The sequence below is a fragment of the Pseudoxanthomonas sp. PXM03 genome, assembly GCF_014852005.1.
Classification (GTDB): Bacteria; Pseudomonadota; Gammaproteobacteria; order Xanthomonadales; family Xanthomonadaceae; genus Pseudoxanthomonas_A.
On the sequence record NZ_JACVAU010000001.1, the window covers coordinates 878,336 to 902,129 of the forward strand.

Below are 23,794 nucleotides of genomic sequence, written 5' to 3' on the forward strand. Positions count from 1 at the left end.
GATCCGATGATGTGCGGGAACCGACGCGATGTCGGCCTCTCCAGGACCCTTGCCCCATGACGCAGATCCTCTCGCACACCCCCCTTTGGGTTTTCGGCCTGTTCTTCAGTCTGGTCTATTTGGGCTATGTCCAGAGCAGGGCGCGCCAGGTCTCCCGCAACCGGCTGATCTTGCTGCCTATCGCCATGCTGGCCTGGTCGCTGTACTCGGTGTGGTCAACCTTCGATGCCCACGTCACGGCGCTGCCTGCATGGACCTGCGGCTGGGGCGCCGTGGTGGCCATCGCCCTGGTGCGGGCACCGTCGCGCCGTGCGTCCTACGACGCATCGACGAAGCAGTTCACGGTGCCCGGCAGCTGGGTGCCGCTGGCGCTGATGATGGGCATCTTCTTCTTCAAGTACGCGGTGGCCGTGGTCAATGCCATGAAGCCGGGCATCATGGAGGCGACGACGGCCGTCATCGTGGTGGCCGGTACGTACGGACTCTTCAGTGGCCTGTTCATGGCGCGAGCGCTGCGTGTGTTGGGGGTGATGAAGCAGCTGCGCCTGGTGGAGCGGAACACCTGACGGCGAACGGGTAGGATGGGGTGGGCGGCCCTTCGCTCACCCCTCATGCGAGCACCAGGCTCGCGCCACGCATGATCCATGCAGGTGTCGTCCAGATGGAAGTACCTTCACCCGAAGACGTTGCGTCGCGCTGGATCGAGAAGTGGAACGTCGATGTGCGTGAGCACACGGGGGAATCTGACGGCTACGATCTGGACGTTGAACTCCCGTTCCAACATCCGAGACTTTGCCTGGACGCTATCCTGCTCGTCCTGCCCCGCATCCCTTCTGATTCTGCGGACAGGCATTTCCAAGTCCTGGCCGCCGGCCCGCTGGAAGACCTGCTGGTGCATCACGGCCAGGCCATGATCGACGAGATCGATGTTCTGGCGCGACGCAGTCCGTCGTTCCGAATGCTGTTGAATGGTGTCTGGACCTCGCGGATCGATTCGGCCGTCGTCGAGCGGCTGGCCAAGTACCGGAGCGCGCAATGGTGAAGGCAATGCGTAGGATGGGTTGAGCCGAAGGCGATACCCATCCTACAGAGGACTTCAGCCCTTCATGCTGCCCGTATCCAACCACCGCTGGTGCCACGACAGCGCTTCCGGCAGCAGGTGCGGGGTGTGCTTGCCGTAGCTGTGGTGCAGGGCGCGGTCGAAGTAGTCCTGCAGCGCGTCGCGGTAGTCGGGGTGTGCGCAGTTGGCGATCAGCAGGCGGGCGCGTTGCTTGGGCGTAAGGCCGCGCAGGTCGGCGAGGCCCTGTTCGGTGACGATCACCGAAACGTCGTGCTCGGTGTGGTCCACGTGGCTGACCATCGGCACCAGCGCGGAGATGCTGCCGCCCTTGGCGGTGCTCGGGCTGAGGAACACCGACATGAAGCCGTTGCGGGCGAAGTCGCCCGAGCCGCCGATGCCGTTCTGGATGCGGCTGCCCATCACGTGGGTGGAGTTGACGTTGCCGTACAGGTCGGCTTCGATCATGCCGTTCATGCCGATGCAGCCCAGCCGCCGTACCAGCTCGGGATGGTTGGACATCTCCTGCGTGCGCATGATGATGCGCTCGCGGTAGAACGCGATGTCGCGCTTGAACGCTTCGTTGGCTTCCGGGCTCAGCGCGAAGCCGGTGCATGACGCGACGTCCAGCACGCCTTCGCGCAACAGGTCGAGCATGCCGTCCTGGATCACCTCGGTGAATGCGGTCAGGCCGCGGAAGCCGCTCTTCGCCAGTCCCGCCAGCACGGCATTGGGAATGTTGCCCACGCCGGACTGCAGCGGCAGCAGGTTCGGCGGCAGGCGGCCGAGCGCGACCTCGTGCTTGAGGAAGTCGATCAGGTGTCCGGCGATGCGCTCGCTGGTGGCGTCGATGGGTGTGAACGGACTGTTGCGGTCGGGTCCGTGCGTACGCACGACGGCAACGATCCTGTCCGGGTCGCAGCGCAGGGCGGTATCGCCGATGCGGTCCTGCACGTGTTCCAGCGGGATCGGCTTGCGGTGCGGCGGCAGGGCCGTGCCGTAGTAGATGTCGTGCATGCCGTCGACATCGGCAGGCTGCCAGTCGTTGACCTCGATGATCACCTTCTTGGCCAGGTCCAGCCAGGTCTTGTTGTTGCCCACCGAGGTCGACGGCACCAGCGTGCCGTCCTCGCGGATCGCCGAGACCTCGATCACCGCCGTGTCGATGGGACCGTAGAAGCCGAACCACACATGCTGGGCGACATGGCTCAGGTGGATGTCGATGTAGTCCAGCGTGCCGTCGTTGATCCGCTTGCGTGCGTCCGGGTCGCTCTGGAACGGCATGCGCAGGGCGATAGCGTCGGCCTTGGCGAGGGCCCCGTCGAGTTCGGGCGCGGTCGAGGCGCCCGTCATCAGCTTGATCTGGAACGGCAGTCCGTCCGCATGGGCCTGTTCGATCTGCGCTGCAAGTGCGAGCGGCACCGCCTTGGGGTAGCCGGAGCCGGTGAAGCCGCTCATGGCGACCGTCTCGCCGGGCTTTATCAGGGCGGCCGCTTGTTCGGCACTGACCACGCGGTCGCGCAGGCCGGCGTGGCGGATACGGTCTTCCTGCATCGGATTAGGCATCGAAGGAGCGAAACGCTGATTATCGCCGTGAGGCAGTGCGTCGCAGGATACGACCTTCGTGGAACGCACGTGTTGCGCGGAATCAATGCCCGGCGGCGGCCATCCACGGCGGCCGCTGCTTCGCGGCACGCCGATAGGCCGGACAATCCTCGCGGTGCGCGCCGGGCAGGTAACCCAGGCTCATCAGGAATTCATTGGTGATCTCGCCGCCGGTGAAGCGGAAGGTCTTCTTGAACAGCTTGATCCACTCGGCCTTGCCCAGCGGGTGGTGGGCATCCAGCCATTCGGCGAACCCGCCGTGGCTGCGGCGCAGGCCCTGGATGACCTGGGCGTTGTGGATGGCCGCTTCGATTTTCAGGCGGTTGCGGATGATGCCGGCGTCGGCCATCAGCCGCGCGCGGTCGCGTTCGCCGTACTTGGCGACCTGGTCGACGCTGAAGCCGCTGTAGGCAGCGCGGAAACCCTCGCGCTTGCGCAGCATGGTTTCCCAACTGAGGCCGGCCTGGTTGATTTCCAGCAGCAGGCGCTCGAACAGGACCGCTTCCTCGCGCTGCGGGAACCCGTACTCGCTGTCGTGGTAGGGCCCGTGCAGCGGGTGGCCGGGGGCAATATCGCAGTAACCGGACATGGAAGATCGGCCAGGAAGGGGATTCCCGATTCTAGGCCGTGTTGCGGACAGGAACCGCCCGCGCGGGTCCGGGCTAGAATGACGCCCATGCACGATGCCGCCACGCCCCTGGCCAACCAGCTGCTGATCGCCTTGCCGGCGCTGGCCGATCCCAATTTCGCGCGCAGCGTCACGCTGATCTGCCAGCACGACGACGAAGGCGCCATGGGCGTGGTCGTCAATCGCCCGTCGGAGTACACGCTGGGCGAAGTGCTGCGGCAGATGAACCTCGCTTCCCACAATCCGCGCCTGGACGACCAGGTGGTGCTGGCGGGCGGGCCGGTGCATCCGGAGCGCGGCTTCGTGCTGCATGACGATGCGCGCGCGTGGGAGTCCACGCTGGAAGTCGCGGACGGCCTGTACCTGACCACCTCGCGCGACATCCTGGAAGCGATGGCGGTGGGCGAGGGTCCGGCAAACGCCGTCATGGCGCTGGGCTGTGCGGGCTGGGGAGCAGGCCAGCTGGAATACGAACTGGGCGAGAACAGCTGGCTGACGGCGCCCGCCGATGCCGAACTGCTGTTCGCGCTGCCGCTGGAGCGGCGTTGGCAGGCGGCAGGCCAGCGGATCGGCGTGGACATGACGCGCCTGACGGACTACAGCGGCCACGCATGAGCCTCTGCCTGCGCCCGCAGACGTCGTCTCCACAACCGCCGGTGCAGGATGGCGCACGCGTGATCGAACGGAGGCAGATCGCATGAAGCTGGATGGCACCGTACTGGGATTCGACGTGGGCGCCCGCCGCATCGGCGTGGCGGTCGGCAGCGCGTTCGGCACCGGCGCGCGTGCGCTGGCGGTGATCGACGTGCATGGCCACGGGCCGGACTGGCCGGCGATCGACAAGCTGCATGCGGAGTGGAAGCCCGACGGCCTGGTGGTCGGCGACCCGATGACGCTGGACGGCGGCGACCAGCCCATCCGCAAGCGCGCGCACGCCTTCGCCCGCGAGCTGCGCGCGCGCTACAACCTGCCGGTGGTGCTGGTGGACGAGCGCACCAGCTCCGTCGAGGCCTCGCAACGCTTTGCACTGGACCGTGCCGAGGGCCGCAAGCGCCGCCGCGACGCGGTGGCGCTGGATGCCGTCGCGGCGGCCGTGATCATCGAACGCTGGCTGGCCGCTCCCCAGGATGCGACCCAGTTGACCTGATTCTTCCCTGACGAAACTTCATGACTTCCCAACTTGATCCGGATGGATGCCTGCGTCACCTGCTGACCCTCGAGGGCCTGCCCCGCGAGACCCTCTGCCGCCTGATCGACCGTGCCGGCCAGATCCGCGATGCTGCGCTCGGTCGCACGCCGCGGCGAAAGGTCCTGGATGGCACGACGGTCTGCACGCTGTTCTTCGAACCGTCCACGCGCACGCGCAGTTCATTCCACATCGCCGCGCAGCGGCTGGGTGCGGACGTACTGAACTTCGATGCCTCCACCTCGTCCACGCGCAAGGGCGAGACCGCGCGCGATACCTTGCGCAACCTAGAGGCAATGGGCGTGCGCGGATTCATCGTCCGCCACGCCGACGACGGCGCGGTCGCGGCGCTGGCCGCCGAGGCGGGCGAGGGCACTGCGTTGATCAACGCTGGCGACGGCCGCAGCGCGCACCCTACCCAGGGGTTGCTGGACGTGCTGACGATCCGCCAGGCCAAGGGTGCCGATTTCTCGCGCCTGAAGGTGCTGATGGTCGGCGACGTGAAGCATTCGCGCGTGGCGCGTTCCGACCTGCATGCACTGCATACGCTCGGCGCGGGCGAGATCCGCGTCTGCGGACCGCAATCGCTGCTGCCCGACGATGGCACCCTGGCGGGGTGCCGGACGGGGCAGGATTTCGACGCCATGCTCGAAGGCGTGGACGTGGTGATGATGCTGCGCCTGCAACGCGAGCGCATGGAAGAAGGTCTTGTCGCATCGCTGGAGGATTACCACCGCGAGTACGGGCTGACCACCGCGCGCCTGGCGCGTGCCGCGAAGGATGCCGTGGTGCTGCATCCGGGCCCGATCAACCGCGGCGTGGAAATCACCGACGAGGTCGCCGACGGCCCGCAGTCGCTGGTGCTGCGCCAGGTCAGCAACGGTGTCGCCATCCGCATGGCGGTGCTGGAGATGTTGCTGGGGTGAGGGCGGCACCCTCGCCCGCAGGAGGCCCTTCAGGGCCGACGGGTTCCGGTCGGCCCTGAAGCGCCTCCTACGCAGGGCGGCTTACTCCGGTGCCGCGACCACCTGGTTCTTGCCCGCCTGCTTGGCCTGGTACATGGCGCGGTCCGCGCGTGCGAGCAGTTCGTCCTGCGATTCGCCCGGCACCCAGCGCGCCACGCCGGCACTGAATGTCGGCATGATGCCGCGGCCCTCGTAGATCAGCGGCTTGTGCGCGAGGCGGGCACGCAGGCGCTCCAGCGTGCCCATCGCTTCCAGGAAGCTGGTGTCGGGCAGCAGCAGCACGAACTCTTCGCCACCGAAACGTGCGACGGCATCGCTGGCACGCAGGGTGGCGCGCGCCAGGGTGACCACGTGGCACAAGGCGGCATCGCCACCCAGGTGGCCGTGCGCGGCATTGATGTGGCGGAAATCGTCCAGGTCCAGCAGTGCCAGGCTCAGCGTCTGCCCGCTGCGCAGCGCGCGCACGGATTCGCGTTTGAACAGTTCGTCGAAGCCGCGCCGGTTCAGTGCTTCGGTCAGCTGGTCCACGCGCACCAGCGCCGAGACCGATTGCAGTTCCTGTTCGAGTTCCGCCGCGCGACGCTCGGCATCCTCCACGTCGCGCCGCGCCTCCAGCAGGCTGTCGCGCGCGCGCAGTGCCTGTGCCTGCACCTGTGCGGTGTCCGCCAGGATGTCCTCCATCCGCTTGCCCAGTTCGGCGATGCTGCGGCTGTCGCGGATGGCCTGCGCGTGGAAACTGATGCGGTCGTGGTATTCGCCGGTGCTGCACGCCATGCCGTCCAGCCGCTCGACGAAGGTCACCATCATCTCCTTCATCGACGCCTTGGACTCGGCCAGCCCCTGCTTCAGCAGGCCCTGCTTGTAGATCACTTCGCGCAGCCCGGCGCGGGTCTGCTCCAGTGCGGTGCGGTCCAGCGGGCCGGACAGCAACTGGCGCACCGCACCGATCTGGTCCTGCAGCCAACTGCCGTCTTCGATCAGTTCGCCGACGTTCTCCAGCAGCAGGTCGAACAGGCTGCGCATCAATTCCTGTGCGTCGTTGACCTCGTGCGTGCGCAGGCCGACCTGCCGGCAAAGTTCCCGCAGGTCACTGCCCAGCCCATCCAGCGGCTGGGCGGGTTGCCACTGGCGGACGCGGTCGGCCAGCGCGTGCGCTTGCGGCAGCAGCAACGCGTCGTCGCGCAGCAGGTGCTCCATGCCGGCGACGAGCAGGTGCTGCAGCAGGTCGCGCAGTTGCTCGGCTTCGCCGGCCAGCGGCTCGTCCTGGATGGTGCGGATGTACTTGTCGACCAGTTGCCGCAGTGCGCGGCCGTAGCGGGGCCAGTCGGCATCGGCGTGCGCGGACTGCAGGCGCTCACCCATGCCATGCAGTTCCCCCGGCAGGCCGGCGACGCCGTCGGCGAAGGCCGACAACAGGGCGGCCGGCTCTTCGGCATGTGCGAACAGGGCCTGCAATTGTTCCGCGCTGATGCTGGTGCGGGGCCCGGCGCTGGTCGCCGTGGCCAGTTCCCGCGACGACGACGGCGCCGCGTCCCGCCGCCGCGACCAGAGCCGGCGCAGGCCGCCAGGAAAACCGGAGTTGTCGTCGGCCATGTCAGTCATCGCAGGTCACTCGCACGGCCACGGGCAGGCACCCGTCAGGCATCAGGGGATGCCGGGTTATCGGCCGCGGAGGGCGTTGATTGAGGGCGGGTCGACCAGAACGGGCACGTGGAGGCGGGAGCCGTGACCTGCGCGCGCAGGCGCGCCGGTCAGCCGGCGTCCGGGGGAAAGCGGGTGAGGGCTTCTTCGATGATGGCCAACTGGGCGACGGCCTCGGCATGGCCGGCCTCGGCGGCGGTGCGGACCTGCTCCAGGCTGGGATGCGAGACGATCAGCAGCAGGTTGCCGCATTGCGCGCAGGCGTAGTCGGTGACCGCATCGTGCAACTCCATGGCCATCGCACGGCTGTCGCCTTGCCAGCCGCACGGACACGGCAGTTCACGCTCACGCCAACCCGCGGTGAAGTAGTCGGGAACGAGCTCGGCCACGGCTCAACGTCCGCGGCGTTGTTCAAACAGCCATTCCCACATCGGGGTGTACGCGTAGGTGGCGTCCCAGCTGTTGTGGTTGGCGTCCGGGAATTCGGTGTAGCGCGCGTCGCGTGCGCCGGCGGCCTTCAGCGCGGCGTCCATGCGGCGCGATTGCGACGGGGGCACCACGTCGTCCTTGCCGCCGTGGAAAATCCACACAGGGATGTCTTTCAGGCGCTGTGCGGCGGCGGCGAACGGGTCTGCCGCGTTGGCAACGCTGTGCGCGCGCAGGCCCGGCCGCGCATCGGTCCAGTCGACGGTGATTCCTCCGCAGATCGGGATCAGGGCGGCGAACCGGGCCGGCTGCTGCAATGCCAGTTCCCACGTACCGTAGCCCCCCATCGACATGCCCGTCAGGTACACGCGATCAGGATCGCCATTGAACTCGCGCACGGCCGCGTCCAGCGTCGCGAACGCAAGGGGGCCGGCTGCCTCGGTCCACTCCGTGTCATCCGGCGCCTGCGGGAAGACCACCACGCCCGGGAACGTGTCGGCATGCTGGCGCAGGTAAGGGCCCAGCCCCGCCATCGTCTGCTTCACGCCATCGCTGCCGCGCTCGCCGGAGCCGTTGAGGAACAGCACCACGGGCGGCTTGCTGCGGCGGAAGCGCGCCGCAGGTACGAACACCTGGTAGCGGTAGGTCTTTCCTTCGAGTGCGACCTCGCGCGAGACGAATTCGCCGGTCGGGTTCATGGGGGGTGTCGTGGTACAGGACGTCATGAGGATCAGCAGCAAGCCCAGGCAGGCGGTGGCAAGAGAGCGCATGGCAGTCACAATCGAAGGGGACCGGGCGGCAGCATAACCCGATGGGGAAACGGGGCGTCCGATCGACCGGACTACGTCACCGTTTCGGATCGGCTGGTGGCATGTCGTCGCGCATCCGCATGAAGCGGGCGAAGCGCGGCAGTCCGGTCGATGTCAGGCCGTTGTAGCGATAGGTCAGCCACGCGCCCACCGGCGGTGGCTTGGCCCGCTGGGCATCGGTGAAGCCGGTGCCGATGCGGAAGTGGCGCCCGTCGGGCGTGCGCACCTGCAGCGCGCCCATCATCCCGGCGTATTTGCCTTTGCCCGGCAGATGCGCGACGACTTGCGCCTCGGCGTCCTCATGGGGTTTGTACTTGAGCAGGTCTTCACTGCGTCCGGCGCGATAGCGCGCGTCGCGTCGGTGCAGCATCAGACCCTCGCCGCCGGCGGCGACCACGCGGGCCAGTTCCGCGTCCAGTTCGGCCCGGGTGTCGACGCGTTGCTGCGGGATCATCACCAGATGCGCGTTGCGTGCCGTCGACACCACACTGCGCATGCGAACGACGCGTTCCGCGAACGGCCCAGGATGGGTGGGTAGGTCGAAGACCATGAAGCGCACATCGCGCCATGCCTGCGCATCGGTTCCCACGCGGCGGACGAGGGCGCTGATGTCGTCAAAGCGGCCGCGTGCGATCCACAGCTCGCCGTCCATGGGTTCGGCAGACCAGCCGCGAGTGAACGTGGCCGGTGCCGCAATCCGCGCGCCGCCACGCGTCCACAGTGCCCGTCCGTCCCAGCGCGCACGCACGCCGTCCAGCTTCTCGCTGACGAGGAAGGCGGCGACCGGCACGCCATCGCGGTATGGCGTCGCCAGCATCGGGTCGGGGGGTGGTGCCGACAGGACCGGCCAGATCAGCAAACACAGCAAGGCGGTAAGGATCAGGCGCATGGTGCGGCCAACAGGACGGAGAGCGACAGTGTCACCTGCCCGCACGAAGGTGGGCATCGGTGCACATCGCGGCGGCGTGTAGGAAAGCCCCACGCGCAGGGGGCGCCCAGGACGACAGACTCAGTCTGACCAGGCTGTGTAGACGGAGGCGGTACATCGCTTCGCGATCACGGCCTCATCCAACACCACGCGACCAGCGCGCCGCCGTGCAGGGCCACCATCGTCCAGAAGGCGACGCGATAGCCCGGCTTGCGCGACTTGTGTCGCAGCATCTGCTGCGCGATCCACGCGCCCGGCCAGCCACCGGCGAGTTCCAGCAGATGCAGGGTCGATTCGGGTGTGCGCCAGCGGCCGGTCTGCGCCGCGTGCTTGTCGAGGGCGTATGCGACGAAGGTGATGGCGGACATCGCCAGCGGTATGAACACTGCCTCGAACGGAAGGCGGTCGTTGCCGATGGCCCAGGCCACCAGCAAGGCATAGGCCGCGGTGGCGACTGCGCCGGTTAGCCACGGCTCGGGTCGCGGCGAGGCCGTGCGTGCGGGTGCCGGGGGTTTTGCAGGTCGCGTGGCGGATACCGTCCGACGGATCGTTTGGGCGCGCCACTTGCCATCGGGTTGTCGCTGCGCGGTGAACTTCACGAGTTCGCCGATCTCGGGACGGCGGCCGTCGAGCCGGTAGTCGCGTACGTGGAAGAACACGCGTGCCGGTTCGCCATCGAGGGGCGCGATGAAGCCGAAGCCCCGGTCGTCGTTCCATTCGCTGACTTTGCCGAGCCGTTCCATCGGGGGCGGGGTCTCAGTGCAGCAGAATCAGCGTGGCCAGGCCCAGGAAGCAGAAGAAGCCCATCACGTCGGTCACGGCGGTGACCACCACCGTGCCGGCGACGGCCGGGTCGATGTTCATGCGCTTCAGCAACAGCGGCAGTAGCACACCCGCAGTGGCGGCGGCGCAGAAATTGATGATCAGTGCCAATGCGATGACCAGCGACAGCAGCGGACTGCGGAACCACACGAAGGCGATCACACCGACGATGCTGCCGATCAGCAGCCCGTTGATGAGGGCGACTCGGATTTCCTTCCACAACAGGATCCGCGCATTGCTGGAACCCACCTGGCCCAGCGCCAGGCCGCGTACCATCAGCGTCAGCACCTGTACGGCGGCGTTGCCACCGATGCCCGCGACAATCGGCATCAGAACGGCCAGCGCGACGATCTTCTCCAGTGTCGCCTCGAACTGGCCGATCACGCTCGCCGCCATGAACGCAGTGAACAGGTTGATGCCGAGCCACACCACGCGGCCGCGCACGGCGCGCTTGACCGGCGAGAACAGGTCCTCGTCCTCGTCCAGGCCGGCGGCGCCCAGCGCCTGATGCTCGGCCTGCTCGCGGATGATGTCGACCACGTCGTCGATGGTGATGCGGCCAAGCAGGATGTTGTTGTCGTCCACGACCGGTGCCGACACCCAGTCATGGTCGGAGAACTGGCGCGCGACTTCCTGCGCGCTCTCGCCCACGTCGATGGCCGGCTGCTCGTCGTCGATCAGCCGGTTGATGGGGGTGGTGTCCTCGTGCGTGACCAGCGCGGCCAGCGGCACGCGGCCCAGGTACTGGTGGCGGCGGCTGACCACGTACAGGTGATCGGTGTGGTCGGGCAGTTCGCCGCGCAGGCGCAGGTAACGCAGCACCACGTCGACGTTGACGTCGGCGCGCACGGTGACCACGTCCGGGTTCATCAGGCGGCCGGCGGTGTCCTCCGCGTACGACAGCACCTGTTCCAGGCGCTCGCGGTTCTCGCGGTCCATCGACTTGAGGACTTCGTCGATGACGGTGTCGGGCAGGTCTTCGACCAGGTCCGCGAGATCGTCGATGTCGAGGTCCTCGACCGCGGCGACGATTTCGTCGGTGTCCATGTCCGCCAGCAGGCTTTCGCGCACTTCGTCGCCGACGTGCACCAGCACCTCGCCGTCGTCCTCCGGATCGACCAGGCCCCAGACGACTTCGCGCTTGCCGGGCGGCAGCGATTCCAGCAGGTTGCCGATCTCCGCAGGCGACAATGTGTTGACCAGCCGGCGCACGGGCCCCAGCCGACCGCTGTCGAGCGCGTCGGAGAGCAGGCGCAACTGGCGTGCGGTCTTGTCGTGGCGGATGGTCTCGACCATTCGGTACTCCGGAATGGGGCCGATCCGTCAGGCGGATGCGACCGGGGCATCAGGCGTTCATTGCGCCATTATCGCCCGGGCTGCGACTTATGGACACCCTGCACTGAGGTCGAGGTCGAGGTCGAGGTCGAGGTCGCGGGTGTGGGATGTGGGAGCGACGTCAGTCGCGATGACGCTCGCATGGTGGCCCATCGCGACTGGCGTCGCTCCCACAACCGCCTTCAAGGGTCAGGCTTCGCCCGCTGCCTTCAGCCAGCGCTCGATGCCGGCGCGGTCGCGTGCCTGCAGCAGTTTGGCCGCACGCGCCTGCAACGCACCCAGGTCGACATCGCGGATGGCCTTGCGCAGTTCCAGCAGCGTGGCCGGATGCAGGCTGAACTCCCGCAGGCCGAGTGCCAGCAGCATGGGCGCTAGCGTGGCGTCGCCAGCGATCTCGCCGCACATCGCCACGGGAACCTTGTGCTCCGCGCCCACGCTGATCACGTGGCGGAGCAGGCGCACCACACCCGGGTGAAGCGGCGAATAGAGTTCGCCCAGTGCTTCGTTGTTGCGGTCGGCGGCCAGCAGGTACTGCACAAGGTCGTTGGTGCCGATGGAGACGAAGTCGACCACGTCGACGAACGCGTGCAACGCGATCGCCGCGGCCGGCACTTCGATCATCGCGCCCACGTCGACCTGTTCGGCGATCTCGAGCCCTTGCTTGCGCAGCTGCAGCGCCGCGCGCCGCAGGCGACGGCGTACCTCGAGGATTTCCTCGCGGCTGCTGACCATGGGCACCAGGATGCGGACCGGGCCGTAGGCGGAGGCACGCAGGATGGCGCGGAGCTGGGTGTCGAAGACGCCGGTGTGCGCCAGCGAGAGACGCACGCCGCGCAGACCGAGCGCGGGATTGTCCTCGTCGCTGACGACGAGTCCGGTGCGATCGGCCTTGTCCGCCCCCAGGTCGAGCGTGCGGATGGTCACCGGGCGTCCGCTCATGCCGAGCACGAGATCGCGGTAGACCTGGAACTGCTCGTCTTCGCCCGGCAGCTCGCGTCGCTGCAGGAACAGGAATTCGGTGCGGTACAGGCCCACGCCGGACGCACCCAGGGCATGGGCATTCGCCACGTCCTCCAGCGATTCGGCATTGGCCCACAGCGCGATGTCGACCCCGTCGCGGGTGCGGCTGGGCTTGGAGCGCAGCCGGCCCAGTTCGCGCGCTTCACGCGCCGCATCACGCAGGCGTTCACGATAGCGGCGCAGGTCTTCGGGGTCGGGATTGACCACAACCTCGCCCGTGCTGCCGTCCACCAGCAGTACGTCGCCGTCGTTGATCTTCTGCAGGGCCAGCGCATTGCCGACGACCAGCGGCAGGTGCAGGCTGCGGGCCAGGATCGCGCTGTGCGACAGCGTGCTGCCGGCGGCGGTGACCACCCCCACCACCCCTTGTGTCTGCAGTTCCGCCAGTTCCGAAGGGGCCACGTTGTTGCTGACCAGGATCTCGCCTGCCGCGCCCGGCGTGTCATCGGCGCGTTGGTGCAGGTGCGCGTGGATGCGGCCGATCACATGGTCGAGGTCGTCCATGCGGCTCTTGAGGTAGGCATCGTCCATGCCATCGAACACGGCGGCCAGCCGGTCGCGTTGCAGGCGCAGCGCGTAGTCGGCCGAATACCGGCCGGTGCGGATCAGTTCGTCCAGGCCATGCAGCAGTTCGGGGTCGTCCAGGAGCAGGGCATGCAGGTCGAGGAATTCGCCGACCTCCTTCGCCAGCGCGCCGTGCAGACGCGTGCGCAGGCTGTGCATCTCGCGGCGGGTGGCGTCGACGGCGTCATGCAGGCGGACCAGTTCGTCGTCGAGCTGGTCCTGGCGGATGTGCTGCTCGGCCACATCCAGCACATGCGGCAGCCGGACCCGGGCGCGTCCCAGCGCGCTGCCGCGCGATGCCCCGTGGCCCGGCAGCAGCGCCCGCATCAGGCGTCCTCGTCGAATCGTCGTTCGAACAGCGACACGACTTCGTGCATGGCGGCGGCCTCGTCCTCGCCCTCGATGCGGACGGTGACCGGCGTGCCCTGGCCGGCAGCCAGCAGCATGACGCCCATGATGCTCTTGGCATTCACCTCGCGTCCCTTGGCGGCCAACGTGGCGTTGCAGCGGAAGCCGGCCAGCGTCTGCACCAGCTTCGCAGTGGCGCGCGCGTGCAGCCCGAGGCGGTTGGATATTGTGAGTTCGCGTTCAAGCATCGTCGTGAATGACTCCATTGCGTGCGCCGGCCGCAGCGGTGGCCGGCAGTTCGTCCAGTCCCTGTTCCGAATAATTCATCACGCGCAACAACATGGGCAGGCTGAGCGCCGAGACGCGGCGCACGGGCGTGCCCAGGCGCGCGAGCTTGCCGGCCAGGTTGCTGGGGCTGGCACCGTACAGATCGGTGAGCACCAGCACGCCATCGCCGCTGTCCACGCGCCGCAGCGCCGCGGATGCCTGCGGAAGCAGCGCGTCCAGGTCGGCGTCGAACGCCACCTCGAAGGCCTCCGCCTTCAAGGGAAGTTGCCGCAGCAGCGCGGTGGCGACCGCCAGGATCGCCGCGCCCACGCCAGGATGAGTTACAAGAAGAATGCCACAGGCCATGCAGGAACGTTAACAGACGGGCATGACGGGCTGGAAGCGGTGCGGCTGGAATGGTGAGGGAACGGGTCGCATGCCATCCGTACACGGGACGGGCCGCGCCGCCTTGCTGTCCGGTGCCGGATGCCGGCTCGCGTTCGGTGCCGTCCGGTTCGCGACTGCGGACAATTGCTCAGCAGGAGGGGCTACAGCCCCGACCGGAAACCAAAGCCCCCTGAATGCCGACCGAAAAGCATCGGGGCTGAAGCCCCTCCTACACCAAGCAATCCTGCAACTGGGTCAATCCAGTTCGCGGTGGAAGGTGGCGACTTCTTCCCAGCCCTGCTCGCGCGCATGCCGCGCCATGGTTTCGGCCAGGTAGACCGAACGGTGCTTGCCGCCGGTGCAACCGAAGGCGATGGTCACGTAGCTGCGGGTCTCGCCGCGCAGGCGGGGCAGCCAGGTATCCAGGAAACCGCTGACCTGGCCGACGTACTCGGCGACCTCCGGTTGGGCGTCGAGGAATGCCCGCACCTTGGGATCCCGGCCGGCGTACGGGCGCAGTTCGGGGTTCCAGTGCGGATTGGGCAGCACCCGTGCGTCGAACACGAAGTCGGCATCGGCGGGCACGCCCCGCTTGTAGGCGAAGGACTCGAACAGCAGCGAGAGCTGCGTGCCCTTGTTGAAGGCGAACTCGGCGATGATCCGGCGGCGCAGCTGGTGGACGTTGAGCTGGCTGGTGTCGATGACGACATCGGCCTCGTCCCGCAGGGGCTGGATGATCGCCCGTTCCTGGTGGATGGCTTCCTGCAGGGACAGTCCACCGTGGCCCAGCGGGTGGCGGCGGCGGGTGTCCGAGTAACGGCGAAGGAGCACCTCGTCATCGGCATCGAAGAAGATCAGCCTGCCTTCCAGCCCCAACTGGGCCAGTGCGGCGCGCCACTGGGCGAGTTTGGACAGGTCGCTCTGGCGGCTGCGCACATCGATGCCGATGGCGATCCTGGGTGGCAGTTCGTCCTCGCGCATCAGGCTGCGGACGAAGGATGGCAACAGGTCCACCGGCAGATTGTCGATGCAGTAGTAGTCGAGGTCCTCGAAGGTCTTCAGCGCCACCGACTTGCCCGAGCCGGACAGGCCGCTGACGATCACCACGGTCGGTGGAAGTGGAGGCGTGGTGCCGTTCTCTTCGTGTGCGTCCACGGGGTTGTCACCGGCCTGCGTCATGGCGTGCTGCGCTCCAGCAGGTTGCTGTGGCGCGCGATGAACATCGCGGCAGGGTCGATGCCCTTGGTGCGCAGGATGTGCAGGCGGGTAGCGGCCTCGGTCAGCACAGCCAGGTTGCGGCCGGGCATGACGGGCAGGGTGATCAGCGGCACGTCCAGGTCCAGCACGTGGCGGGTGCCGGAGTCGCCGGTCAGGCGCTCGTAGCCGTGCGGGTTGGGCTCGGTCATCGGCCGGGTCAGGTGCACGATCAGGCGCAGGTACTTGTTCTTCTTCACCGCCGTGTCGCCGAACATCTCGCGGACGTTGAGCACCCCCAGGCCACGCACTTCCAGCAGGTCCTGCAGCAGCTCGGGACAGGTGCCATCCAGCACGTCCGGCGCGATCTGGGTGAACTCGGGGGCGTCGTCGGCGACCAGGCGGTGGCCGCGGCTCAGCAGTTCCAGGGCGAGTTCGCTCTTGCCGGACCCGGCTTCGCCGGTGATCAGCACGCCAATGGAATAGATTTCCATGAACACGCCATGCAGCGTGACTCGCGGCGCCAGCGTGCGTGCCAGGTGGTAGGAAAGATGATTGAGCAGCTCATGTCCGCGCTTGGGGGAGAGCCACAGCGGCGTGTCATTCTCGTTCGCCGCCTCTCGCAGGTCCTCGGGGCAGGACTGGTTTTTACTGATCACCAGCGCCAGCGGCTTGGCCTGCACGATCTTCTCGATGGTCTCCCAGCGTTGGCGGGAATCCAGCGAATCCAGCCAGGTCAGCTCCTCGGTGCCCAGGATCTGCACCTTGTTGGGATACACCGCGTTGAGATAACCGGCGAGTGAGGGGCGCCGCGACACGGTGTCGCCGGATTCGAGTATCCGCTTCTCGCCCTTCTGGCCAGCCAGCCAGCGCAGGGCCAGCTTGTCCTTCTGCTGATCGAACAGTTCACGGGCGGTGATGCTGGTATTCATCATGCGGAGGCGGCCGGCAGGAGGGGGTGCCGGGCCCGGGGCAGCAAGACGCGCATCGACATCGTCGTCGCGTTCGCATGCCGGGAGCGGCGTCTGCCAGTGTAATGGCCCATCCGCGGGTTCGCGACCGCGTGGGCGCTTGGCGGCGCGCTGCGTGCGTGTGGTACGCGCCGGGATCACTGAAGGCCGCTCCGCAGGGCGGAGCGACCTTGCGTGGTGTCACGTGCGGCCGGCGTCAGCCGATCAGCTCTCCGCGCGCAGCGGTGCGATGGACATCGTTGCGCTTTTCCTTGTGCTTGACCAGCAGGCGGTCGAGCTTGTCGGCCAGGATGTCGATGGCGGCGTACATGGTCTGCGCGCCGGCGTCGGCGTGCAGGGTGCGACCCGCCACGATGATCGTGGCCTCGGCCAGGTAATCGGGCTTGCGGGTTCCCAGCTGCGTACGGACCTCGAAGGGTTGCTCGAAGTGGCGTTCGAGCCGCTTCAGTTTGGTTTCGACGTATTCGCGCAGGGCGGGAGTGACTTCGATTTCATGGCCGTAAGTCTCGATACGCATGTTGCCTCCTTCGGGTCGGTAGAACCGCGCGCGGGGCGCGGATGGCGTGTCATGGAATGACAACGCGGACAGGGTCTGGGTTCCGGCAATCCTCCTCTGTCAGTTGCGATGGGAAGCGGTGCTTCCAGGTTCAAAGATGGACCCGTCGGCGGCAACTATCAACCTCTGGCGCGTTCTTTTTCGCGCAGTGTGAGCTGGTGTGAAAAATGCGTTGCGCCGCCCCGGAACGCGGTCACGGAACCGATGCACGCCTAGCAGGATTCAGGCGATGCGCACGCGTTCGTGCGAAGAGAGGATGTTCAGTGCTTCGCGGTACTTGGCCACGGTGCGTCGTGCCACCGGAATGCCGGACGCCTTGAGAAGATCAGCGAGCTTCGCGTCGGACAGCGGCTTGCGGGGGTTCTCGGCATCGACCAGCCGGCGGATCATCGCCTGGATGGCGGTGCTGGATGCTTCACCGCCGCCCTCGGTGTCGATGCCGGAGGCGAAGAAGGCGCGCATGGGAAGGGTGCCGCGCGGCGTACGGACATACTTGCGGGCGATGGCGCGCGACACGGTGGATTCGTGCAGGCCCACTTCTTCGGCCACGTCGCGCAGCGTCAGCGGGCGCAGCGCCTGCTCGCCGAATTCCAGGAAGCCGGCTTGCTGGTGCAGCAGGCAGCGCATGACCTTGAGCAGGGTCTCGCCGCGCGCTTCGACGCTTTTCAGCAGCCAGCGGGCCTCCTGCAGTTGCGCCTTGAGGTAACCGGCATCGCTGTCGCCGCATTGCCGGATCATCTGTTCGTAGCCGCGATGGATCGCGATCCGCGGCAGCGTGCTGCCTGCGAGCGCGGCACGCCACACGCCCCGCTGGCGCCAGACCACGCAGTCGGGCACCACATAGGTGTCGTGCGAGAGGTCGCCGATCTGCGCCCCGGGCTTGGGATCGAGCGTGCGCAGCAGATGCACGGCCTCGTCCACCTCGGCGACGGGCCGTTTCAACTCCTGGGCGATGCCGGCCACGCCGCTGCGCGGCAGGCGCTCCAGGGCGGTGTCGGCGATCTGCAGGGCCAGCGCCTTGCCCGGCGTGTCGTCGCTGAGTACCGCCAATTGCAGGTGCAGGCATTCCCCGAGCGTCCGCGCCGCCACGCCCACCGGGTCGAAACGTTGCACCTGGTGCAGGACGACGAGGACGTCCTCTTCGTCCGCCTCGATATCCGGACGCAGCGCCTGCACGATGCCGGACAGTGGCTCGCGCAGGTAACCGTCTTCTTCCAGCGCATCGATCAGCGTGGCGCCGATGCGGCGGTCGCGCGGGGAGAGGTGGGACAGGTGGAGTTGCCACAGCAGGTGCCCGTGCAGCGTATCGGCTTCGGCCACGCGCTCGGCCGGGCTGCCGCCGTCTTCGTCGTCGAACGAGCCGCCGCTCGAGGACGTCCATGGCCCCTCGTCCGGCGACCAGTCGTCGCGATCGTCGGGCGCATCGCGCTCGGCTTCCCTGGGGCTTTCTTCCGGCGGACGGTCATCTTCCGCGCCGTGCGTGGGTACGGGCTCTTCGTCGGCCTCGGTCCAGTCGAGCAGGGGATTGGTCTCCACCGCCTCGGTCAACTCGATCTCGAGTTCGGCGGTGGACATCTGCAACAGCCGGATGGCCTGACGCAGCTGTGGCGTCATGACCAGATGTTGTCCCAGCGATGTCTGCAGGCGTGGCTTCATGTCCGACCCTGGAACCCGAAAGGCGGCCAAGAGCCGCCGACGGGATCACAGGCGGAAGGTTTCGCCCAGATAGACCCGGCGTACGTCCGGATTGGCCAGCAGTGCGTCCGGGGCCCCCTGCGCCAGAACGCTACCGGCATTGAGGATATACGCCCGGTCGCAGATTCCCAAGGTTTCGCGCACGTTGTGGTCGGTGATGAGGACGCCGATGCCGCGATCCTTGAGGTGCTTCACGATGCGCTGGATCTCGCCGACCGAGATGGGGTCCACGCCGGCGAACGGTTCGTCCAGGAGCATCAGGCGCGGTCGTGCAGCCAGCGCGCGGGCGATTTCCACGCGCCGGCGCTCACCACCGGACAGGCTGGCGCCCAGCTGGTCGGAGACATGGGTGATCTGCAGTTCGTCCAGCAGCGAGGCCAGTTCGCGTTCGATGCCCGCGCTGTCCAGATCCTCGCGCAGTTCCAGTACCAGGCGGATGTTGTCGGCCACGCTGAGCTTGCGGAAGACCGAAGGTTCCTGCGGCAGGTAGCCCACGCCCAGCTTGGCGCGCTGGTACATCGGCTGCGCGGTGATGTCCTTGCCGTCCAGTTCGATGGTGCCTGCGTCCGCGGCCACCAGGCCGACGATCATGTAGAAGCAGGTGGTCTTGCCGGCGCCGTTCGGGCCCAGCAGGCCCACCACTTCGCCCGGCTGCAGGGTCAGCCCGAAATCGGCGACGACCTCGCGCTGCTTGTAGCGCTTGCGCAGTCCCTTCGCGGTGAGCATCAGTTCTTGCCCTGCGCGGGTGCCGCCGCCTTGGGCTGGATCACGGTGCGCACGCGGGTGCCGTCGCCGCCGCTTTCCATGTTGCCCGACTTGGTGTTGTAGACCATGCGCTGCCCGCTGTTGGAGCCGCGGTCGGATTTCACGGTGTAGTTGCCGATGAAGGTGATGGTCTCCGACTTCATGTCGTATTCGACGCGGTCGGCCTGGGCATCCATCCAGCTGCCGTCGTCCATCTGCTGCTTCATCTTCACCTGCTTGCCGGTGAAGATGGAACGCGAGATCTCGCCGTCGGCCATGTGGATCTCGGCGGCAGTGGAGCGGATTTCCAGCGACCCCTGGGTGACGACCACGCCACCGCCCAGCAAGGTCTTGCCATTGCCTTCCATGTTGCCGGACTGGCTGCCGGAATCGATCGTCATGGCCTGGTTGCGGTCCGTGGACTTGGCCATGGCACCTGCGACGGGCAGCAGGAGCAACAGTGCGGCACTAGCGAGCAGAGCGCGGTTCATAGATGGATCTCACCTCGGATTTGAATGTGTAGTCCTTGGTCTTGAGGTTGGTCTCAAAACCGCGCCCGCTCAGTCTAGAGCCGGGCTGGGTAACCGTCACCACGTCATCGGTCTGCGCCACGTCCCGGTCGGGGAACACGTTCAACGTGTCCGTGCGGAATTCCGCCTGGCGGGTGCCGCCCTTCGGTGACGTGCCATGCACATCGCCCTTCAGGCGCAATTCCTCGCCCTTCGCGCTGAGCCAGCCCGTCTTCGAGCGTAACTCCCACGACCGGCCTTCTTCTTCCGGCAGCAGGAACAGCGGGGTGGTGATGGTGAAGGTCTGGTCGTGCGGATTGCGCGCCATCTCGGGGGCACGCACCGCCACGGCCTCTTGCCCCTCTCCGTTCAGTGCGATCATTTCGAAGTCGCGCATCACGTAGTCCGATCGATCGACCACCACGCGGTTGGCTGCAGGAATGTCGCGGTTCTTCCAGGCCGACCAGCCACTCACGATGGCCGCCAGCAGCAGGACCAGGCCCAGCGTAGTGCGCCAGCTCATGCGGTGCCCCCTTCGAAGGTGGGTGCATGGCCCTGCACGCCCAGCAGCAGATCGCAGGCCTCGCGCGCCGCACCCTGGCCTCCCGCCCGGCGGGTGCGCCAGTGCGCGTGCCGGGCCGTCCACGGGTGCGCGTCCGCAGGCGCGATGGCGAGACCTACGGCGGAGAACGGCGGCACGTCGGGAAGGTCGTCCCCCATGAAGGCGACCTGCTCCAGGCCGATCCCTGCCGAATGGCACAACTCGCGCACCTTGGCCAGTTTGTCCTTGATGCCGGTGAAGACCTGCACGCCCAGTTCGCGGCCGCGGGCGACGGCGACCGTGCCACCGCGGGCCGTGATGAAGGCCACCTCGATGCCGGCGCGCTTCAGCAGCACCAGCCCCTGGCCGTCCTGCACATGGAAAGCCTTCTGTTCGCGACCTTCGCCGTCCAGGTACAGGCGGCCATCGGTCAACGTCCCGTCCACGTCGAAACACGCCAGGCGAATGCGCGCGGCGCGGGCCAGCACGTCATCGGTCAGGTCATGGAGATGGCGAAGGGGCATGGGGACAGGATCGGGTGGGGATGGGGGCAACGCAAGGGTTGGGGCAAGGACGACCCTGCGGTTTACACCACGCGGGCACGCAACAGGTCGTGAATGTTCAGGGCGCCAAGCGGGCGCTGTTCATCGTCCACCACGATCAGGCCGCTGATCTTGTGGGTTTCCATCAGGCGCGCGGCTTCCACCGCGAGTTGGTCCGCACCGATGGTCCTCGGGTGGCGTGTCATCACGTCGGCGATCCTGGCGGTACGTACATCCATTGCCGGATCGTCGAGCATGCGGCGCAGATCGCCGTCGGTGAACAGTCCGGCCAGTCGGCCGTCGGCATCGACCACCGCCGTCATGCCGAGACGCTTGCGGCTCATTTCCATCAGCGCCTCGCTGAGGGTGGCATCCGCGCTTACGCGCGGCACGTCATCGCCTGCGTGCATCACGTCGGTGATGTGCAGCAGCAGACGGCGGCCGAGGCTCCCGGCCGGGTGCGAACGGGCAAAGTCGTCGGCGGTGAAGCCACGCGCGTCCAGCAAGGCCACGGCCAGCGCATCGCCCATCGCCAGCGAGGCGGTGGTGCTGCTGGTCGGAGCGAGGTCCAGCGGGCAGGCTTCTGCGGGAACGCTGACGTCCAGGTGGAGGTCGCTCTCGCGCGCCAGCGTGGACTGCGGCCGACCGGTCATGCCGATGACGAGGTTGCCCTGGCGCTTCAGCACCGGCAGCAACATCAGCACCTCGTCCGACTCGCCCGAGTACGACAGCGCCAGCACGATGTCGGCATCGGTGATCATGCCCAGGTCGCCATGCCCGGCTTCGCCCGGGTGCACGTAGAACGCCGGCGTCCCGGTGGAGGCCAGCGTCGCCGCGATCTTGCGCGCCACGTGCCCGGACTTGCCCATGCCGGTGCACACCACGCGGCCCTGGCCGGCGAGGATCGCCTGGCAGGCCGCCGAGAACGTGCCGTCGATACGGGCGGCCAGGGCATCCAGTGCACGCGCCTCGATCTCGATGACCCGACGGCCGCTGGCCGCCAGGCTGGCAGGCGAGACGGGGGGTGTCAGGGGGGACGGCTGGGACATGCGGACGGGGCGCCGGCGGGTAGAATGGCCGGGTATTTTATTAGGAAAGCCCGTTGGACGCCGAAACCATCCGTAAACTGATCGAAACCGGCCTGCCGGGCGCACGCGCCGATGTCCAGGGCGACGATGGCGTCCATTTCGAGGCGACCGTCGTGTCCGATGCGTTCCGCGGCAAGCTGCCCCTGGCCCGCCACCGCATGGTCTACGCCACGCTGGGCGACCTGATGGGCGGCGCGATCCATGCGTTGCAGCTCAAGACCGTGACTCCCGACGAGGCTGGCGCCGCCCGCTGAAGCGTGGCGGCCAGCGATCCGCGTCGATTCCGTCCTCCACCCGAATTCTCCCTTCCGGATTTCCATGCAGAAGATCATCGTCACCGGTGGCAACACGCTCAACGGCGAAGTCACCATCTCGGGCGCCAAGAACGCCGTGCTCCCCATCCTGTGTGCGACGCTGCTGGCGGATGCGCCGGTGGAGATCACCAACGTGCCGCATCTGCACGACGTGGTGACCACCGTGAAGCTGCTGGGCGAGCTGGGCGCGGGCATCACCATCGACGAGGGCACGCTGGCCAAGGGCCGCGGCATCACCGTCGATCCCACCACCGTCAGCCGCTTCGTCGCGCCCTATGAACTGGTGAAAACCATGCGCGCGTCGATCCTCGTGCTCGGCCCGCTGGTCGCGCGACATGGCGCCGCGGTGGTATCGCTGCCGGGTGGCTGTGCGATCGGTTCGCGTCCGGTCGATCAGCACATCAAGGGCCTGCAGGCGCTGGGCGCGGAGATCACCGTCGAGAACGGCTACATCAAGGCGCGCGCCGCACGATTGAAGGGCGCACGCTTCGTGTTCGACATGGTCACCGTGACCGGCACCGAGAATGTGATGGCGGCGGCGACGCTGGCCGAAGGCACCACGGTGCTGGAAAACGCGGCGATGGAGCCGGAAGTCACCGACCTGGCCGAATGCCTCAATGCGCTGGGCGCGAAGATCGAAGGCGCCGGCACGTCGCGCATCGTCATCCATGGCGTCGAGCGCCTGGGCGGCGGCCGCCACTCGGTGGTGCCGGACCGCATTGAAACGGGCACCTTCCTCGTCGCGGCGGCAATGACCGGCGGCAGGGTCACCGCTCGCAATGCACGGCCCGACACGCTGGAAGCCGTGCTGGACAAGCTTACCGAAGCCGGTGCGAAGATCGAGACCACGGCCGACAGCATTACGCTGGACATGCAGGGCAAGCGCCCGAAAGCCGTCAGTCTGACCACCGCACCGTACCCGGCGTTCCCGACCGACATGCAGGCGCAGTTCATGGCGTTGAACTGCGTGGCCGACGGCGTGGGCGTGATCAACGAGACGATCTTCGAAAACCGCTTCATGCACGTCAACGAATTGCTGCGCCTGGGCGCGGACATCCGCGTCGAAGGACATACGGCCATCGTGCGCGGCGTCGAAAGGCTGGGTGGGGCTCCCGTGATGGCAACCGACCTGCGCGCTTCCGCTTCGCTGATCCTGGCGGGCCTGGTGGCCGAGGGCGAAACCACCATCGACCGCATCTACCACCTTGATCGTGGTTACGAGAACATCGAAGAGAAGCTTGGCGGCCTTGGCGCGCAGATCAGGCGCGTATCGTGAGCCGGCGCGACCCCAAGCTGTCTGGGAACCGCTCGCGGTTCCCCCTTCGCCGCAAGATCCTGTTGGGCATCGTGGTGGGGCTGCTCGCGCTGGTGGCGTGGCTGCATTACACCGGTTCGGCCGCCACGCATGGCATCACCACCCGGGACATGGACTGGAATGGCGACGGCACCGTGACCCAGGGCGAAATCGCGCAAGCGGTGTTCTCGGTGGTGGTCGAGCAGACGCAGGACGGAAAGCGGCAGTGCAACGCTTACGCGTGGCGCAACGGCAGTGGGACGATCCGCATGGACTGCAAGACGGTATTCCAGGCCGCGGACGCAGCGGCCAAATGAAAAAGCCCGGCCTGGCCGGGCTTTTTCATGGGTACCTGGAG

At 67.4% G+C, this 23,794-nt stretch carries 28 protein-coding genes; 8 read left to right on the forward strand and 20 right to left on the reverse strand.

Annotation, left to right across the window (positions count from 1 at the left end; all coding sequences use genetic code 11):
* Window positions 1–11: 11 nt before the first annotated feature.
* Together IB223_RS03960 and IB223_RS03965 are read left to right on the forward strand one after the other, a co-directional pair.
* Window positions 12–566 (forward strand): DUF6622 family protein, encoded by a 555-nt coding sequence (locus IB223_RS03960; RefSeq protein ID WP_343227134.1) that lies wholly within the window; start codon window positions 12–14, stop codon window positions 564–566.
* Window positions 567–637: 71 nt separating this feature from the next.
* A complete protein-coding gene (locus IB223_RS03965; RefSeq protein ID WP_192200353.1) occupies window positions 638–1,042 on the forward strand; it encodes a DUF6869 domain-containing protein in 405 nt (134 codons plus the stop codon).
* Between the two features lie 54 nt (window positions 1,043–1,096).
* Here the strand turns inward: IB223_RS03965 and IB223_RS03970 are convergent, their stop codons facing one another.
* Together IB223_RS03970 and IB223_RS03975 are read right to left on the reverse strand one after the other, a co-directional pair.
* Window positions 1,097–2,611 carry an acetyl-CoA hydrolase/transferase family protein gene (locus IB223_RS03970; RefSeq protein WP_192200354.1) on the reverse strand — a complete coding sequence of 505 codons (1,515 nt, stop codon included), beginning with the start codon at window positions 2,609–2,611 and terminating at the stop codon, window positions 1,097–1,099.
* A gap of 94 nt (window positions 2,612–2,705) precedes the next feature.
* Window positions 2,706–3,251, reverse strand: a complete 546-nt coding sequence (locus tag IB223_RS03975) for a DNA-3-methyladenine glycosylase I (RefSeq protein ID WP_192200355.1) — start codon at window positions 3,249–3,251, stop codon at window positions 2,706–2,708.
* 87 nt (window positions 3,252–3,338) lie between these two features.
* Here IB223_RS03975 and IB223_RS03980 point away from each other — a divergent pair, with 87 nt between their 5' ends.
* The 3 genes from IB223_RS03980 to IB223_RS03990 all read left to right on the forward strand — a co-directional run bounded on the left by IB223_RS03980 (window position 3,339) and on the right by IB223_RS03990 (window position 5,402).
* Entirely contained in the window at window positions 3,339–3,905 is a 567-nt protein-coding gene (locus IB223_RS03980; RefSeq protein WP_192200356.1) for a YqgE/AlgH family protein, read from the forward strand.
* An 82-nt stretch (window positions 3,906–3,987) separates the two neighbouring features.
* On the forward strand, window positions 3,988–4,437 hold the full coding sequence (ruvX, locus tag IB223_RS03985; RefSeq protein WP_142123588.1) for a Holliday junction resolvase RuvX: 450 nt from the start codon (window positions 3,988–3,990) through the stop codon (window positions 4,435–4,437).
* 20 nt (window positions 4,438–4,457) lie between these two features.
* Window positions 4,458–5,402 (forward strand): aspartate carbamoyltransferase catalytic subunit, encoded by a 945-nt coding sequence (locus tag IB223_RS03990; RefSeq protein ID WP_192200357.1) that lies wholly within the window; start codon window positions 4,458–4,460, stop codon window positions 5,400–5,402.
* Window positions 5,403–5,483: 81 nt separating this feature from the next.
* Here IB223_RS03990 and IB223_RS03995 read toward each other — a convergent pair whose 3' ends face one another.
* From IB223_RS03995 to IB223_RS04080, 18 genes are all read right to left on the reverse strand, one after another.
* Entirely contained in the window at window positions 5,484–7,034 is a 1,551-nt protein-coding gene (locus IB223_RS03995; protein ID WP_225590804.1) for a GGDEF domain-containing protein, read from the reverse strand.
* Between the two features lie 158 nt (window positions 7,035–7,192).
* Complete coding sequence (locus tag IB223_RS04000) at window positions 7,193–7,471, reverse strand: hypothetical protein (RefSeq protein ID WP_192200359.1); 279 nt, start codon at window positions 7,469–7,471, stop codon at window positions 7,193–7,195.
* Between the two features lie 3 nt (window positions 7,472–7,474).
* A complete protein-coding gene (locus IB223_RS04005; RefSeq protein WP_225590805.1) occupies window positions 7,475–8,278 on the reverse strand; it encodes a prolyl oligopeptidase family serine peptidase in 804 nt (267 codons plus the stop codon).
* 76 nt (window positions 8,279–8,354) lie between these two features.
* Window positions 8,355–9,206, reverse strand: coding sequence for a DNA ligase (locus tag IB223_RS04010; RefSeq protein WP_192200360.1), 852 nt, complete (start codon window positions 9,204–9,206; stop codon window positions 8,355–8,357).
* Between the two features lie 167 nt (window positions 9,207–9,373).
* On the reverse strand, window positions 9,374–9,988 hold the full coding sequence (locus IB223_RS04015) for a DUF1294 domain-containing protein (RefSeq protein ID WP_192200361.1): 615 nt from the start codon (window positions 9,986–9,988) through the stop codon (window positions 9,374–9,376).
* A gap of 13 nt (window positions 9,989–10,001) precedes the next feature.
* Entirely contained in the window at window positions 10,002–11,363 is a 1,362-nt protein-coding gene (gene mgtE, locus IB223_RS04020) for a magnesium transporter (RefSeq protein ID WP_192200362.1), read from the reverse strand.
* A gap of 228 nt (window positions 11,364–11,591) precedes the next feature.
* Entirely contained in the window at window positions 11,592–13,313 is a 1,722-nt protein-coding gene (ptsP, locus tag IB223_RS04025; RefSeq protein ID WP_192200363.1) for a phosphoenolpyruvate--protein phosphotransferase, read from the reverse strand.
* The gene (locus IB223_RS04030; protein ID WP_192200364.1) at window positions 13,313–13,582 is read right to left on the reverse strand and encodes an HPr family phosphocarrier protein; all 270 of its coding nucleotides are present in this window, start codon (window positions 13,580–13,582) and stop codon (window positions 13,313–13,315) included. The genes ptsP and IB223_RS04030 overlap by 1 nt, the downstream gene beginning before the upstream one ends.
* Entirely contained in the window at window positions 13,575–13,967 is a 393-nt protein-coding gene (locus tag IB223_RS04035) for a PTS fructose IIA subunit family protein (protein ID WP_142123597.1), read from the reverse strand. Before IB223_RS04035 ends, IB223_RS04030 begins: the two co-directional genes overlap by 8 nt.
* Window positions 13,968–14,243: 276 nt before the next feature.
* Window positions 14,244–15,167 (reverse strand): RNase adapter RapZ, encoded by a 924-nt coding sequence (gene rapZ, locus IB223_RS04040; RefSeq protein WP_192200365.1) that lies wholly within the window; start codon window positions 15,165–15,167, stop codon window positions 14,244–14,246.
* Window positions 15,164–16,114, reverse strand: a complete 951-nt coding sequence (gene hprK, locus IB223_RS04045) for an HPr(Ser) kinase/phosphatase (protein WP_142123599.1) — start codon at window positions 16,112–16,114, stop codon at window positions 15,164–15,166. The genes rapZ and hprK overlap by 4 nt, the downstream gene beginning before the upstream one ends.
* Before the next feature lie 235 nt (window positions 16,115–16,349).
* Window positions 16,350–16,670 carry a ribosome-associated translation inhibitor RaiA gene (gene raiA, locus IB223_RS04050; RefSeq protein WP_142123600.1) on the reverse strand — a complete coding sequence of 107 codons (321 nt, stop codon included), beginning with the start codon at window positions 16,668–16,670 and terminating at the stop codon, window positions 16,350–16,352.
* 261 nt (window positions 16,671–16,931) lie between these two features.
* The gene (locus tag IB223_RS04055) at window positions 16,932–18,365 is read right to left on the reverse strand and encodes an RNA polymerase factor sigma-54 (RefSeq protein ID WP_192200366.1); all 1,434 of its coding nucleotides are present in this window, start codon (window positions 18,363–18,365) and stop codon (window positions 16,932–16,934) included.
* Between the two features lie 45 nt (window positions 18,366–18,410).
* Window positions 18,411–19,130 (reverse strand): LPS export ABC transporter ATP-binding protein, encoded by a 720-nt coding sequence (gene lptB / locus IB223_RS04060; RefSeq protein ID WP_142123602.1) that lies wholly within the window; start codon window positions 19,128–19,130, stop codon window positions 18,411–18,413.
* Window positions 19,130–19,639, reverse strand: coding sequence for a lipopolysaccharide transport periplasmic protein LptA (gene lptA, locus IB223_RS04065; RefSeq protein ID WP_192200367.1), 510 nt, complete (start codon window positions 19,637–19,639; stop codon window positions 19,130–19,132). The genes lptB and lptA overlap by 1 nt, the downstream gene beginning before the upstream one ends.
* On the reverse strand, window positions 19,617–20,180 hold the full coding sequence (lptC, locus tag IB223_RS04070) for an LPS export ABC transporter periplasmic protein LptC (RefSeq protein ID WP_192200368.1): 564 nt from the start codon (window positions 20,178–20,180) through the stop codon (window positions 19,617–19,619). The genes lptA and lptC overlap by 23 nt, the downstream gene beginning before the upstream one ends.
* Window positions 20,177–20,722 (reverse strand): HAD hydrolase family protein, encoded by a 546-nt coding sequence (locus IB223_RS04075; RefSeq protein ID WP_192200369.1) that lies wholly within the window; start codon window positions 20,720–20,722, stop codon window positions 20,177–20,179. The genes lptC and IB223_RS04075 overlap by 4 nt, the downstream gene beginning before the upstream one ends.
* Window positions 20,723–20,784: 62 nt before the next feature.
* Window positions 20,785–21,789, reverse strand: coding sequence for a KpsF/GutQ family sugar-phosphate isomerase (locus tag IB223_RS04080; protein WP_192200370.1), 1,005 nt, complete (start codon window positions 21,787–21,789; stop codon window positions 20,785–20,787).
* Window positions 21,790–21,842: 53 nt separating this feature from the next.
* Here IB223_RS04080 and IB223_RS04085 point away from each other — a divergent pair, with 53 nt between their 5' ends.
* The 3 genes from IB223_RS04085 (at window position 21,843) to IB223_RS04095 (ending at window position 23,753) form a co-directional block, all read left to right on the forward strand.
* On the forward strand, window positions 21,843–22,082 hold the full coding sequence (locus IB223_RS04085; RefSeq protein WP_192200371.1) for a BolA family protein: 240 nt from the start codon (window positions 21,843–21,845) through the stop codon (window positions 22,080–22,082).
* A 64-nt stretch (window positions 22,083–22,146) separates the two neighbouring features.
* Window positions 22,147–23,418, forward strand: a complete 1,272-nt coding sequence (gene murA / locus IB223_RS04090) for a UDP-N-acetylglucosamine 1-carboxyvinyltransferase (protein ID WP_192200372.1) — start codon at window positions 22,147–22,149, stop codon at window positions 23,416–23,418.
* On the forward strand, window positions 23,415–23,753 hold the full coding sequence (locus IB223_RS04095; protein WP_343227135.1) for an EF-hand domain-containing protein: 339 nt from the start codon (window positions 23,415–23,417) through the stop codon (window positions 23,751–23,753). Before murA ends, IB223_RS04095 begins: the two co-directional genes overlap by 4 nt.
* Window positions 23,754–23,794 lie beyond the last annotated feature (41 nt).